The 14,601-nt window shown below is 62.9% G+C and carries 12 protein-coding genes; 6 read left to right on the forward strand and 6 right to left on the reverse strand.

The genetic code is table 11. From position 1 onward, the window contains the following. Positions 1 to 28 precede the first annotated feature (28 nt). Positions 29 to 751, forward strand: coding sequence for an AzlC family ABC transporter permease (locus tag RAK1035_RS18415; RefSeq protein WP_008280358.1), 723 nt, complete (start codon positions 29 to 31; stop codon positions 749 to 751). Beyond that, positions 748 to 1,080 (forward strand): AzlD domain-containing protein, encoded by a 333-nt coding sequence (locus RAK1035_RS18420; RefSeq protein ID WP_008280359.1) that lies wholly within the window; start codon positions 748 to 750, stop codon positions 1,078 to 1,080. Before RAK1035_RS18415 ends, RAK1035_RS18420 begins: the two co-directional genes overlap by 4 nt. Positions 1,081 to 1,092: 12 nt before the next feature. On the opposite strand, the gene idi is transcribed toward RAK1035_RS18420, so the two are convergent. The 6 genes from idi to RAK1035_RS18450 form a co-directional block, all read right to left on the reverse strand. Further along, positions 1,093 to 1,608, reverse strand: coding sequence for an isopentenyl-diphosphate Delta-isomerase (gene idi / locus RAK1035_RS18425; RefSeq protein ID WP_008280360.1), 516 nt, complete (start codon positions 1,606 to 1,608; stop codon positions 1,093 to 1,095). Then, entirely contained in the window at positions 1,605 to 2,783 is a 1,179-nt protein-coding gene (locus RAK1035_RS18430) for a geranylgeranyl diphosphate reductase (RefSeq protein ID WP_037297424.1), read from the reverse strand. Before RAK1035_RS18430 ends, idi begins: the two co-directional genes overlap by 4 nt. Before the next feature lie 2 nt (positions 2,784 to 2,785). Next, positions 2,786 to 4,078: a BCD family MFS transporter gene (locus RAK1035_RS18435; protein ID WP_008280362.1), complete on the reverse strand. Its 1,293-nt coding sequence runs from the start codon at positions 4,076 to 4,078 to the stop codon at positions 2,786 to 2,788. Then, positions 4,075 to 4,986 (reverse strand): chlorophyll synthase ChlG, encoded by a 912-nt coding sequence (gene chlG, locus RAK1035_RS18440; protein ID WP_008280363.1) that lies wholly within the window; start codon positions 4,984 to 4,986, stop codon positions 4,075 to 4,077. Before chlG ends, RAK1035_RS18435 begins: the two co-directional genes overlap by 4 nt. Positions 4,987 to 5,054: 68 nt before the next feature. Continuing rightward, on the reverse strand, positions 5,055 to 6,485 hold the full coding sequence (gene ppsR / locus RAK1035_RS18445; protein WP_037297425.1) for a transcriptional regulator PpsR: 1,431 nt from the start codon (positions 6,483 to 6,485) through the stop codon (positions 5,055 to 5,057). Between the two features lie 36 nt (positions 6,486 to 6,521). Next, entirely contained in the window at positions 6,522 to 7,316 is a 795-nt protein-coding gene (locus RAK1035_RS18450) for a cobalamin B12-binding domain-containing protein (protein WP_232279176.1), read from the reverse strand. Between the two features lie 397 nt (positions 7,317 to 7,713). On the opposite strand from RAK1035_RS18450, the gene bchF reads away from it, so the two are divergent. From bchF to RAK1035_RS18470, 4 genes are read left to right on the forward strand one after another with little or no spacing between them, the layout of a single operon-like run. After that, positions 7,714 to 8,202, forward strand: coding sequence for a 2-vinyl bacteriochlorophyllide hydratase (bchF, locus tag RAK1035_RS18455; protein WP_008280366.1), 489 nt, complete (start codon positions 7,714 to 7,716; stop codon positions 8,200 to 8,202). Next, positions 8,199 to 9,479, forward strand: coding sequence for a ferredoxin:protochlorophyllide reductase (ATP-dependent) subunit N (locus RAK1035_RS18460; RefSeq protein WP_008280367.1), 1,281 nt, complete (start codon positions 8,199 to 8,201; stop codon positions 9,477 to 9,479). The genes bchF and RAK1035_RS18460 overlap by 4 nt, the downstream gene beginning before the upstream one ends. Then, positions 9,476 to 11,008: a ferredoxin:protochlorophyllide reductase (ATP-dependent) subunit B gene (bchB, locus tag RAK1035_RS18465; RefSeq protein WP_008280368.1), complete on the forward strand. Its 1,533-nt coding sequence runs from the start codon at positions 9,476 to 9,478 to the stop codon at positions 11,006 to 11,008. Before RAK1035_RS18460 ends, bchB begins: the two co-directional genes overlap by 4 nt. Continuing rightward, on the forward strand, positions 10,998 to 14,555 hold the full coding sequence (locus tag RAK1035_RS18470; protein ID WP_008280369.1) for a magnesium chelatase subunit H: 3,558 nt from the start codon (positions 10,998 to 11,000) through the stop codon (positions 14,553 to 14,555). Before bchB ends, RAK1035_RS18470 begins: the two co-directional genes overlap by 11 nt. Positions 14,556 to 14,601: the final 46 nt, after the last annotated feature.

Here is a 14,601-nt window from a genome sequence, read left to right on the forward strand (position 1 = left end):
GGCACGGGGGCAACTTAGGGGGCAAGCGGTGCATAGGCAAACCACCAATTCGACCTATTGGCAAGGCGTGCGCGACGGTGCGCCCTTCATTCTCGTGATCGTGCCCTTCTCGTTGCTCTTTGGCGTGGTCGCGACCGAGGCTGGATTGAACGTGTTTGAAACGCTCAGCTTTTCGGTTCTGGTGATCGCAGGCGCGGCGCAATTCACCGCGTTGCAACTGCTGAGTGATGGCGCACCCACCGCGATTGCGCTCATTTCTGCGCTGGCGGTCAATCTGCGGATGGCGATGTATTCGGCCTCTCTCACGCCCTATATCGGCGGGGCAAGTTTGGGGCAGCGGGCGCTGGCCGCCTATTTCACCGTCGATCAAAGCTATACCTGCGCCATCGTCGCCTTTGAAAAAAACCCCGGTTGGTCAATTCCCCAAAGGCTCGCGTATTTCTTTGGCGTGGTCACGCCCATATGCCCGCTCTGGTATATCTTCACGCTGGTGGGGGCGCTGGTTGGCACCTCGATCCCCGAGGGGCTGGCGCTTGATTTTGCGCTGCCGATCACCTTTCTGGCGATGATCGCGCCAATGCTGCGCACGCCGGCGCATCTGGCGGCGGCCTTTGTGTCCGTCACACTGGCGCTGGTCTTTGCGTTCCTGCCCTATAACCTCGGGCTTCTGGTCGCGGGTGTTGCGGGCATGATGACCGGCGCGCAAGTCGAGCTGATGCTTGAGCGGCGCAAGGAGGCGCGGTTGCCATGATCGACAAAACAAGCCTCTGGATCGTGATCGTGCTTTTGGGTCTGGGCAGCTTTGGGCTGCGCTTTGTCTTTACCGGGCTGATCGGCGACCGGCCCCTGCCCGCGTGGCTGCTCCGGCATCTGCGCTATACCGCCGTCGCGGTTCTGCCGGGGCTGGTGGCGCCCTTGGTGGTCTGGCCTGCGGCGACGGGCGGCACGCTTGATGCCCCGCGCATGGCGGCGGCGCTGGTGACGCTGATCGCGGGCTATCTGCTGCGCAACGTGATCGTGGCGATTCTCTTGGGCGCGGTCACGCTTTATGGCGGGCTTGCCCTGATGGGGCAGATGTAAAGGCGAACGCCCTCAGGCGAAAATCTGCGCCGCATGCTCGGCCATGTAAATCCGCAACCATGGCGTATAGCGCGTGGGATGCATGCGGATCGCGGCGTTCAGCGCATTCAGCGAGATCCAGCGCGTCTCCATCACCTCATCCGGGTTCGGGGCAAGCGCACAGCGCGCAGGCAGGCGGCACATGAACATATCCACCACCTCATGCTCGGTCAGACCACCGCCCACATCGGCGCGGTATTCGACCTGATCGCGATGGGTGAGCGAGAGGCCGGTGATGCCCAACTCCTCGGACAGCCTGCGATGCGCGCAGGCCAGCGGATCTTCGCCCCAATGCGGATGGGTGCAGCAGGTATTGGCCCACAGACCGGGCGTATGATATTTGCCAAGCGCGCGGCGCTGAATCAAAAGATCCTCACCCGCCATGACAAAGACCGACACCGCCTTGTGCCGCAAACCGCGCTGATGCGCCTCGAGCTTGTCCACGGCAACCAGATCACCGCCGATCCATGTCGGGATGAGCGCTGTCATGTTCGGGTCGCGGACACCAGCCGCGTCAGATGGGCGAGGTTCTTCAACCCGATCTTGAGATGTGCCATGGGTCGCGCCTTGACCAGTTTCTTGTTCATATAGGCCTCGAATGTCAGCCGCTGCACGTCGATGTCATGGCAGAGCGAGACAAAGCGCTCGCGCCGCTCGTCGGACCTATAATAGGCATTTTGCATCGACGCCAGAACCCGGAACACCGTTTTATGCTCGCGCATGAAAAGCTGTCGCGCAAGTTTGAGATCGCGCACCCGCCCCGAGGCAAGGCAAGCACTCGCCGCCGTCGCGGCCACCCGACCGCCGACCATGGCATAGTAAATCCCCTCACCCGAAGACGGCGCAACCACGCCCGCCGCATCGCCCGCCAAGCCCACATCGCGGCCATTATCCCAGCAATCCAACGGCTTGAGCGGAATCGGCGCGCCCTCGCGGCGGATTGTCGGACAGTCCGTAAGGCCAGAGGCCGCGCGCAAATCGGCGGTGGCCTGTTTCAAATCGACATCCTTGATCATGCTGCCCATGCCAACGCTCGCGGATTTGCCATGCGGAAAAACCCAGCCGTAGAAATCCGGCGAAATCGCCCCGTCATAGATCACATCACAGCGCTTGGGATCATAGGCGGCGGTGGCCTCCGGCGCCTCGATAATCTCGTGATAGGCGATGACATAGGGGATGCGCTCGGCCCCCGGCACCTCGTCCCGCGCCACGCTGGAGCGCGCGCCATCGGCCCCGATGATCAGCCGCGTGGGCAGGCTGCGTGCGTTACCCGTAACCTTGTCGCGGTAGATCACCGCCGGTGTCGGCCCGCTGCGATCAATCCGCAGATAGGTGCCCGTGGCGCGTACAGCCCCGGCCTGTGCCGCACGAACACGCAGGAACTCGTCGAAATGCTCGCGATCCACCATGCCGACAAAGCCGTTTTCAATCGGAATATCCACGTGCCGCCCGGTGGGCGAGATCATGCGCGCGGTGGTGATCTTGGCCACGATCTGCGCGTCAGGCAGGTTGAAATCGGCAATCAGGCGCGGCGGGATCGCCCCGCCGCAGGGCTTGATCCGCCCGGCACGGTCCAAAAGCGCCACCTTATAACCCGAGCGGGCCAGATCCTCGGCTGCAGTGGCCCCAGACGGACCGCCCCCGATTACAACTACGTCAAACATGGTCATTCCCCCGGAACAAGCGTCGCGCCGCGGTCGCGGCCATGATCAATCACCCTGAGCGCCATCAGCGCCGAGAGCACGAAAAGTCCGGCCTCAAAGAAAAAGACCGTGCCGAACGCCGTAGCATCCGTATCAGACAAAAGGCGCATCACATCGACCGAGGCCGCGCCCATCAGCCCGCCGAAACCTGCGGCCATCGCTTGTGCCGCGCCCCAGAGACCCATCCGCGTGCCTTCGCGCGCCTCGCGCCCCTGCCCCGCCAGCGCCATCATCGCGCCAATCGCGCCCACCGCGAACATGCCGTTGAAGAACCCGAGCACGACGACGATCGGGACGAATGCCGCCGCCGCGCCCGAGGCCCCGAGCAGCGCAATCGCTGCAAGCGCCGAAGCCGAACCCAAACAGCCCCCCACCACCCAATGCCGGATCGAACCAAGCCGAAGCCCCGTGGCGGCAACCCCGACGGTCAGCATGCCAAGGAACACCCCGCCATTCTGCGCACCGCTGAGCTGCGTGGATTGGCCGGGGGTGAAATGAAACACCAACCCGGCATAGGGTTCCAAGATGAGTTCCTGCATGAAATAAGCTGTCATCGACAGGAAGACGAAAATCGTAAAAAGCCGCGCCTCGCGCTCGGCCCAGATTTCGGCCAAACCTTCACGAAACCGCAGCGGCGCATCGGCACGGGCAGGCTGCGCCCCAACGCGCGCCTCGATGCCGTGAATAGCAAGCGCGGTCAGCACCACCGCGCCCAGTGCCACAACGCCCACGATTTCCAGCAACAAGGCCGGGGTATAGGGGTCGAGAAAGGCACCCACCGTGGTTGCGGTTACGGCGATGCCGCCGATCATCATCAGCCAGGTGATCGTGGCCGCCGCCGCCCGCCGCCGCGGGGCTGTGGCCGTGGCCAAAAGCGCCAAAAGCGAGGTGCCCGACGCACCAACACCCAGCCCGATAAGGGCATAGGCAAGAATAGACAGGCCCAGACCAAGGCCAAATTGGCTTTCCATGATCACCACGGCAAGCGCCGCGAGATACCCGCCCGAGGCCAGCACCGCCATTCCCCCGATGATCCAGCGGGTGCGATGCCCGCTCGTATCCGAGAGATACCCCCAATTGGGCCGCGTGATCTGAATGCCGTAATGCAGCGCCACCAAAAGACCCGGCAGCACCGCAGGCAGCGCCAGTTCAACCACCATCAGGCGGTTGAGCGTCGAGGTGGTCAGCACCACCACCGCGCCAAGGCACATCTGCACCAGACCCATGCGGAAAATCTGCAACCAACTCAGCGTCATGGCGCGCCTCCGATCATGCGCAGGGCAAAGGCCGCGATCATCATACCGGTGACATAGGCCATGACGCCTGTCCCGTTATACCAAGGCGCACGGCCCTTGGGATCAGAGAGAAGAATACGCATTGCCCAAAACTGGCCAAGCAAAAGCACGGCGATTGCGGCAGCATGCCACGGGCGGCCCCAGGCCAGCAAAAGGCCGATCACCGCCAGTTGCGGCAGGGCCATCACGATACAGGCCACGCGCGCCGCCCGTTCCGGGCCAAGCGTGACGGGCAAGGAATTGACGCCCGTCTGGCGGTCGCCCTCCAATGCCTTGAAATCATTGAGTGTCATGATGCCATGCGCGCCAATGGCATAGAGCGCAGCAATTATGATGACCGGCCCGCTGGGCGCGCCTGCGGCCAACACGGCCGCGCCCGTGAACCACGGCAGCCCCTCATAGCACAGCCCGACAAGGCCCGGCCCCCAGATACCCGACCGCTTGAGGCGCACCGGCTCTGCCGAATAGGCCCAAGCCGCCAGCACGCCAAACACCGTCGCGCCAAAGCCCCAAGGCCCGAGGAACGCCCCCATCCCCAGCGCCAGCGCCGACATCGCCAGCGCCACCCACAGCCCCCAACGCCCCGGCACCCGGCCAGAGGGAATCGGGCGATGCGGTTCGTTGATCGCATCCACATGCCGGTCACACCAGTCATTCGCCGCCTGGCTCATGCCACAGACGACCGGCCCCGCCAGCACCATGCCCAGGATCACCAGACCCCAGTTATTCAAAGGAGAAACGCCCGAAGAGATGACACCGCACAGGTAGGCCCAAATGGGCGGAAACCATGTGATCGGCTTGATCAAGGTCAGCAGGGCCCGAGGCTCTGGCAGGCGGCGCACGATGTGTAAGGACTCTGTGACACTCATGGTGTCAATTAAACTATACAATCCATCGCGAGGGAAGAGGATTCTCGAATGCAGGCGCGCAAATCGGCCTATTCATCATCCTGTGCGTTGATCAACCCGAACTTGCGCAGCTTGACATAGAGGCTCTGCCGCGACAGGCCCAGCATTTCGGCGGCGGCGACCCGGTTGTTGTTGGTCAGGCGCACAGCGGTTTCGATGCACATCTTTTCGACCACGTCCGAGGTGGCAGATACCAATTCCTTAAGCGAGGCTGTCCCGACAAGGTCCATCACATTGCGCATCGCTTCTTCGCTGACCACGGCCGAGGCTTCTTCGACATTGGGCAGATCGCGGGGGCTGGTATCGCGAATGATCAGGCCAACACCCAGATCAGCATTGCGCCCACGCAGGCGTGCGGCGGAAATATCCACGGACGTGCGCGTGCCAACGATGCTCTGTACCTGTGCGGCATAGCTGCGCATCCGGCCGGTTTTGCGGGTGTTATCCAGAATAAGCTTGAGATCGACACTGCCCCGCGACAAGAAATCCGCCATCGAACGTCCCTGCACATCCCGCAATTGCGCGGCATCGGACAGCACCAAAAAGCCCTCGTTCGCATCCCGAACCAAACCATTGGCATCCAGCAGCACGATTGCATCGCTCGCCGCTTCAAAGAGCGCCGTCAGCGATTGCGCCGATTCAGGGCGCGCCGCCTCTTCATCTTCGACCGGTGCCATGCGGCACAGCATCAGCACCTCGCCCGAGGCGCGAAAGAAATCCGGGCTCAACTGCACCAGCCGCCCATTGCGCCGCGCCACAGCCTCTAACCCGGTGATTTCATCCGAGGCCGCCGCAGCGCGCAACTGATCCATGAACCCGCCCCGCCGCTGCCCTTCAAAGGCCTGCGCAAAAGCATTGCCCGCAAGCACATCCCGCTTGGACCCAAGCAACAGCGCCCCGGCGGAATTGATGTCACGAATGCGCCCCTGATCCGGCTCGACCAGAACCAGCGGCGTCTCGGACGCCTCAAGCACCACCCGGTAACAGGTCTCAATGCCGCGAAACTTTTCCAGCTCCCGCTCGCGCGCCATCTGCTCGCGCACCAGACGCTGCTGAATTTCCGCCAGCGGCTGCATATCGCGCCCCAGCAAGAGAACGCCACCACTGTCCGGATCACGGTGCAACGTGTAGCGCACCGGGAATTCCCAATTGGCATTGTCTCGGTGATTCATCTCCAACGGGCGCGGCAGGGCATCAGGATCAGCCCGCATCTCTAACAGACGGGCATCAAACTTGGTGCGGCTTTCAACCGTGAGGAAATTGCGGAAATCCCGCCCAACCCAATGCTCCAGACTGCCCAATTCAGGCAGGTCCGGGCTAACCGATATGGCGACCACAAGAGATTTTTCGTCAAGCATGACCGCGATGTCAGAGGCTTGCTCGATCAAGCGATCAACGCTCGATGATCCGGGCAATCCACCCGTTAGGGGCCGCTCAGACGTCCTGTTCTGCTTCGTCACGCTGCTATCCCAACTCTCGCGCGCAGGGCGCGCGGATTACGTATTCGCGTCGATTGATAACGGATCAACCACGGATGCAAGACCGCACAGCTCAATTGCTTCTCGTGCTGTCCGTACTGCAAAATCCGCGCCAGTCCGCTTTTCCACTTCTCTCGGCTTGTCCACCAACCGCCCTCCGATAACGATGGGCGGACAACTGTCCAAATTAGAACGTAGGTAATCTATCAATTCCGTCAATTGTTCAAGCGTTTTCAGACTTCCCGCCGTGATACCGGCCATGGCGAACCTGCCAGACCCAAGCAGATGTTTCAGCTCCTCAACCTCCAGCCCTATGGCCATGTGGACCCAAATACCATGTCGGCGGAACTGATCCGCCGCGACAAAAGCGCCAATCGAGTGATCCTCAAAGGTTGGCACAATCATCAACACCGACTGACCAAGCGGAATACTGCGATCCATCCAGCCGCCCAGATCGGCCGCGTCCCGCGACCGGAACAGCGCCTGAAGCCGGGCCGCCCCCACCGTTACATCGACAAAGCTTGCCTTGTCCTGCACCCACATCTCTCCAAGAAAGCGCGCGGCGTCGGGAACATAAGTCTGATAGATCTCATTTGAGGAAATCCCGTTGGCCACCATCGAGGCAATGACCCGCTGATGCGCCGCTTCGGATTCGTCGGTAAGCGCGGCGCACAGCCTTGCAATCCACTCACCGCGGCTCTTGGGAATATCTCCGCCCTGCTTGTCGAGCGCCACCTTTCGCAAGGCGGATTCGACAAGAAACCGTATTCCTGATGCTTGCGGACCAGACCCGCTGTCGTCGGGTTCCCTCATGCGTTGCCCTCCCAGGCGACCCTACTATCCCGCGATCCTCTGCGTTTCACTATACTGCGAATCGCGCACGGGACAAAAGGGCGGCGCGTTTTCTGCTCCGTATACCTAGTGTGCGGGCGCAGAGGTCAAATGTCAAATTATCCTGACAGACCAAGGCAACAAATCTGCCCCGCGCGCGGAATCCATGCGTATCGGGGTAAAATTAGGCAAACCACACGCAGAATGGGCGATCAACCGCCTAAAAAAGCCGCTGAAGCCGCGCCGCAAAGCCGCCGCGCGACACGCGTCCAGATTTCATTACAAGTTAACCGCGCCCAAAAGTGTAAATTATAATTGACACATTTAGCCCTCAGGTCGTAGCATCAGGACAGGCCAGAGACACGGGACCGGAGGGGATATGGCGCGACAGGCGCATCATCAACAAGCGACCGGAGCGCTCTACACCGCCGCAGAGCGCGCGCGCCGCGATGCCACGGTCTGGACGCTTGTGCAGGGCATTCTCGCACCCGTGCAATTTCTTGTCTTTCTCATCTCACTCGGCCTTGTGCTGCGTTACCTCATCACGGGTGACGGTTTCGCCGCGGCCACCTGGTCAATCGTAATCAAGACCGGGGTTCTTTATCTCATCATGGTCACGGGCGCTGTCTGGGAAAAGGTCGTGTTCGGCCAATACCTCTTTGCGCCTGCGTTCTTCTGGGAAGATGTGTTCAGCTTTGGCGTCATCGCCCTGCACACCGCCTATCTCTGGGCGCTCTGGACCCATGCCCTGACCCCTCACGCGCTGATGGGTCTCGCACTGGCGGCCTATGCGGCTTATGTCATCAACGCCGGACAATTCCTGTGGAAACTGCGCATGGCGCGCCTTCAAGCAGGAGAGGCGGCATGAGCTTTGACACCCCCCCAAGCACTGGCTGTCGCGAAGCCCCTGTTCTGCGTGAACGCGGTCAGCACGAGGTATTTTGTGGTCTGACCGGCATCATCTGGCTGCATCGCAAAATGCAGGATGCCTTTTTTCTGGTGGTCGGCTCGCGCACCTGCGCGCATCTGCTGCAATCCGCCGCCGGCGTGATGATCTTTGCCGAGCCACGTTTCGGCACCGCCATTCTGGAAGAAACCGATCTTGCCGGTCTCGCCGATGCTCAGGTCGAACTTGAGCGCGAGGTTGGCCGCCTCATCGCGCGGCGCCCCGACATTCGCCAACTTTTCCTCGTCGGCTCTTGCCCCTCCGAGGTGATCAAGCTGGATCTCGCCCGCGCCGCCGAAAAGCTGAGCGTGCAGCACGCCCCACATGTGCGCGTGCTCAACTATTCCGGCTCAGGAATCGAGACCACCTTTACCCAAGGCGAGGATGCCTGTCTGGCCTCCATGGTGCCTTCCCTGCCCGAAACCGACGCACGCCAGTTGATGCTGGTGGGGGCCCTGCCCGATGTGGTCGAGGATCAGGCCCGTGATCTGCTGGCACAGATGGGGATCACCGATGTGGCAATCCTGCCCGCGCGCCGGGCGGATGATCCGCTCAGCGTGGGGCCGAACACTGTTTTTGCCCTGTTGCAACCGTTCCTTGGCGATACCCTGGCCGCATTAGAGCGGCGCGGCGCGCGGCATCTGCCCGCCCCTTTCCCCTTTGGCGCTGAGGGCACGACCGGCTGGTTGCGCGCCGTAGCCAATGAGTTTGGCGTCGATGACGCCACATTCGAGCGTGTCACCGCCGCCCCCCGCGCCCGCGCAACCCGCGCCGTGGCCCAGGCCGCCGAGAGCCTGAGCGGCAAGTCGATTTTCTTCTTTCCCGACAGCCAGCTGGAAATTCCACTGGCCCGGTTCCTGACCCGCGAATGCGGCATGCGCGCCATCGAAGTGGGCACGCCCTTTCTGCACAAGAACATCCTAGGCCCCGATCTCGATCTGCTCGAGGCAGGTCCGCAACTGACCGAAGGGCAGGATGTGGAACGGCAACTTGACCGCTGCCGCGCGGCACAGCCCGACCTGACCGTCTGCGGTCTGGGCCTTGCCAACCCGCTCGAGGCCGAGGGGCTCGCCACCAAATGGGCCATCGAACTGGTCTTTACCCCGGTGCATTTCTACGAACAGGCGGGCGATCTGGCGGGGCTCTTCTCGCGCCCGATGCGCCGCCGTGCGGCCCTAAAACTGGGGGCGGCATCATGAAGCTCACCCTCTGGACCTATGAAGGCCCGCCGCATGTCGGCGCGATGCGTGTCGCCACCGCGATGAAGGGGCTGCATTACGTGCTGCACGCACCGCAGGGCGATACCTATGCCGACCTGCTATTTACCATGGTCGAGCGGCGCAATCACCGCCCCCCCGTGACCTACACCACCTTTCAGGCGCGTGACCTTGGGGCCGATACCGCCAATCTCTTCAAGACCGCCTGTCAGGCAGCCTATGACCGGTTCAAGCCCGAGGCGATGATTGTCGGCGCGTCCTGCACCGCAGAATTGATTCAGGACGACCCAGGCGGCATGGCCGAGATGATGGGCCTGCCCGTCCCGGTCATCGCGCTGGAACTGCCCAGCTATCAGCGCAAGGAAAACTTCGGCGCAGATGAAACCTTTTTCCAGATCACCCGCGCCTTGGCCAAGCCGGTTGAGAAAACCGCGCAGGTCAGCTGTAATCTGATCGGCCCGACAGCCCTTGGATTTCGGCACCGGGATGACATCACCGAACTGACCGGCATGCTGGCCGATATGGGCATTTCGGTGAATGTTTGTGCGCCCTATGGGGCCACGCCGTCTGACATCACCCGGCTGGGGGCCGCGCATTTCAACGTGCTGATGTACCCAGAGACGGGCGAGAGCGCCTGCCGCTGGATGGAGCGGGAACTGGGCCTGCCCTTTACCAAAACCGTTCCCATCGGCGTTGGCGCCACCCGCGATTTCATTCGCGAAGTCAGCGTCTTGGCCAATGTTCCTCAGGCAATGGATGAAGAGCGTTTGCGCCTGCCTTGGTATTCGGCCAGCGTCGACAGCACCTATCTTACGGGCAAGCGCGTGTTCATCTTTGGCGATGGCACCCATGCCGCCGCCGCCGCCCGCATCGCCCGCGACGAAATGGGTTTCGAGGTGGTGGGCCTTGGCTGCTACAACCGCGAAATGGCGCGGCCCATTCGCGCGCTGGCCAAAGAATACGGTCTGACCGCGCTGATCACGGACGACTATCTTGAAGTTGAGGCCGCGATCGAGGCCGCCGCGCCCGAGATGATCCTCGGCACCCAGATGGAGCGGATGATCGGCAAGCGGCTGGGCATTCCCTGCGCCGTGATCTCGGCCCCCGTCCATGTTCAGGATTTCCCGGCGCGCTATTCCCCCCAGATGGGGATCGAAGGCGCAAATGTGATCTTTGATACCTGGGTGCATCCGCTGGTGATGGGGCTGGAAGAGCATCTTTTGCATATGTTCCGCGACGATTTCGAGTTCCACGATGCCGCCGGTGCCAGCCACCATGGCGGACAGCACACAGCCAAAGCCCCTGCAGAGACCCCGGCCCCGACAGACACACCTGCCAAAACATCCGACGTGGTGGTCTGGCTGGCCGACGCCGAACGCGAACTCAAGAAGATCCCCTTCTTCGTGCGCGGCAAGGCCCGGCGCAACACCGAGATTTTCGCCTCGCAAAAGGGGCTGAACGAAATCGGCATCGACACGCTTTACGAGGCAAAGGCCCATTATGCGCGATGACGTGATCCCCCCGGCCGCAACGGCCCCCTACCGCGTCGTGATCCTGACGCTGGATGCCCATGCGGCGGGTGCCTGCGCCCGCGTGGCAGAGCGGATGGCGGCCGAATTCCCCGGTCTCACGCTCAAGGTGCATGCCGCTGCCGAATGGGGCGAAAACCCCACAGCACTCGAGGCAGCCCGTGCCGATATCGCGCGCGGCGACCTGATCCTCATCAGCCTGCTGTTTCTCGAAGATCACATCCGGGCAATCCTCCCCGACCTTCAGGCGCGGCGCGATCACTGTGACGCGATGATCGGCATCATTGCCGATGCCCAGATCGTGAAACTGACCCGCATGGGCACGCTCGATATGGCCGCCCCCGAAACCGGCGCACGCAAGCTGATCAAGCGGCTGCGCGGCACGGACAAGCCGTCGGCAGAATCGGGCGAGAAAAAGATGAAGATGCTGCGGCGCTTGCCGCGCATCCTGAAATACATCCCCGGCAAGGCGCAGGACCTGCGCGCGTGGTTTCTGGTCATGCAATATTGGCTGGGAACATCAGACGACAATATCGAAGCGATGCTGCGGTTCCTGATGTCGCGCTATGGTCACGAGGCACGTTGGCGCGCACTCCGCGCCCCGGCCCCGCAGGATTACCCCGAAGTGGGCCTTTACCATCCTGACCTGCCAGAGCGGATCACGACCGACCTCGCCCGCCTGCCCGCACCGCAAGAAACCACCGGCACTGTCGGCCTCTTGGTCATGCGCAGCTATGTTCTGTCGGGCGATCACGCCCATTATGACGCCGTGATCCGCGCGTTCGAGGCGCGCGGCCTCAAGGTGATCCCGGCCTTTGCCTCGGGTCTCGATGGCCGCCCGGCGGTCGAACGGTTCTTCGAGGGGCGTGTCGATACGCTTGTGTCTCTGACCGGGTTCAGCCTTGTGGGCGGCCCCGCGTATAATGATAGCGCCGCGGCGGTTGATGTGCTCAGCCGTCTGGATGTTCCTTATGTCGCGGCCCATCCGCTCGAATTTCAGACCCTTGCACAATGGGCCGGATCGGCAGGCGGATTGGGCCCGATCGAGACGACCATGCTGGTCGCCCTGCCCGAAATCGACGGCGCTACAAACCCCACAGTCTTTGCCGGGCGCCATGGCGATACGGCCTGCGACGGCTGCGCGCGCCGCTGCACCGGTGACGGGGCCAAGGCGATGGCCCCCTGCCCCGAGCGGATCGAGGTTCTGGCAGCGCGGGTCGCGCGGCTGGCGCATCTGCGCCGGCAAGAGGTGGCAACGCGCCGCGTGGGCATCGTGCTCTTTGGGTTTCCGCCCAATGCCGGTGCGGCAGGCACGGCGGCCTATCTCGATGTCTTTCAATCGCTGCACAACATGCTGCACGCCATGGCCGCGCGCGGCTATGACCTGACCCCGCCCGCAACGGTCGAAGAGCTGCGCCGTGCCGTATTAGAGGGCAGCGCCCGCCAATATGGACAAGAGGCCAATATCGCGGCCCATGTCAGCGCCGACGATATCGTGGCCGGCACACCCTGGCTCCGCGAGATCGAGGCGCAATGGGGCGCTGCCCCCGGCAAGGTGCAATCGGACGGGCGTGGGGTGTTCATCCTTGGGGCCGAGTTCGGCAATGTCTTTGTCGGGCTGCAACCGGCCTTTGGCTATGAGGGCGACCCGATGCGCCTGCTGTTCGAGCATGGCTTTGCCCCGACACATGCTTTCGCGCAATTCTACCTCTGGCTCAAGAACCGCTTTAACGCCGATGTTCTCTTGCATTTTGGCATGCATGGCGCGCTGGAATTCATGCCGGGCAAACAGGCCGGACCGGGCGCTGCCTGCTGGCCGGACCGCCTGATTGGCGACATGCCCAATGTCTACCTCTACCCGTCCAACAACCCGTCCGAGGCGAGCCTTGCCAAGCGCCGCTCCGGGGCCGTGACCGTCACACATCTGACCCCGCCGCTGGCGGCCTCTGGCCTTTACAAGGGTCTTGTGGAACTCAAGGACAGCCTCAAGCGGTGGCGTGAAATGGCGGGCGACGCGCCCGAGCGCGAGGAATTGCGCGCCCTCATCGCCGAACAAGCCGTCACCGTCGACATGGGCGGGCGCGAGCCCGACACGCTCTGGCTCAAACTGCTTGAAACCGAAGACGCGTTGATCCCCGAAGGCCTGCACGTGCTGGGCCGCCCCATGAGCGCCGAAGCGCGCGCCGGGTATCTTGCGATCATGGACGGCACTGATGCCGAAACGCGGGCGCGGGTCGATGCGCTCTTGCAGCAGGAAACCGAAATTGCGGCGCTCTTGCGGGCGCTTGGCGGGCACTTTACCCCGCCCGTCCCCGGCGGCGACTTGATCCGCTCGGCGGATATCCTGCCCACGGGGCGCAATATCCACGCCTTCGATCCCTTCCGCATGCCGACCGAATTCGCCTGCCGCGATGGCGCGCGGCAAGCGGCACGTCTGCTGGAAACGCACAAGAGCCTGCCACGCTCCATCGCGCTGGTGCTCTGGGGATCAGACAATATCAAGGCCGATGGCGCGCCCATGGCCCAAGCCTTGGCGCTGATGGGGGCCAAGCCGCGGTTTGACTCTTTTGGCCGCCTCTCGGGCGCAGACCTCATCCCGCTTAACGTGCTGGGCCGCCCGCGCATCGACGTGATGATGACACTCTCCGGCATTTTCCGCGATCTGCTGCCGCTTCAGGTGCGGATGCTGGCCGAGGCAGCGCTGGTGGCGGCCGGGGCCGATGAACCGGACGAGATGAACTATATCCGCGCCCATGCCCGCGCCCAGATGGCCAAGACCGGCTGCGATCTGGAAACGGCAGCGCTGCGGGTGTTCTCGAATGCCGAAGGCGCCTATGGCTCCAATGTCAATCAACTGGTCGATAGCTCTGCCTTTGACGACGAAGACGAGCTGGCCGATGCCTATCAGGCGCGCAAAGGCTTTGCGTATGGCGTCAACGGTAAGGCACAGGCGCAAGGCGCGCTGTTGCAAGCGGCGCTGGAACGGGTCGAAGTGGCCTATCAAAACCTCGAGTCGGTCGAACTGGGTGTCACCACGGTCGACCATTACTTTGACACGCTGGGTGGGATTTCCCGCGCCGTGCGCCGCGCGCGCGGCGGCAAAGAGGCGGCGATCTATATCTCTGATACCACACGCGGCACCGGCACCGTGCGCACGCTCGCCGATCAGGTCGCACTGGAAACCCGCGCCCGCTCGCTCAATCCGAAATTCCACGAGGGCCTCTTGCGCCACGGGGCCGAGGGTGTGCGCCAGATCGAGGCGCATGTCACCAATACGATGGGCTGGTCCGCCACCACCGGACAGGTAGAGCCGTGGATCTATCAGCGGATTTCCGAAACCTTTGTTCTGGATGAGGCGATGCGCAAGCGGTTGAGCGATCTCAACCCGGTGGCCTCCTCGCGGATGGCGAACCGCCTGCTCGAGGCACATGACCGCGCTTATTGGCAGACCGACGCGGCAACCCTCGCCGCGCTGCAATCAGCCGCCGCAGCGATGGAAGACCGGATGGAAGGGGTGGCCGCAGAATGACGACTGTTTGTGACTATGACCAGTGTCAGAGTGGGGGCCTGCCCCC

The sequence above is a fragment of the Roseovarius sp. AK1035 genome, assembly GCF_003288315.1.
In the GTDB taxonomy this organism is placed as follows: Bacteria; Pseudomonadota; Alphaproteobacteria; order Rhodobacterales; family Rhodobacteraceae; genus Roseovarius; species Roseovarius mucosus_A.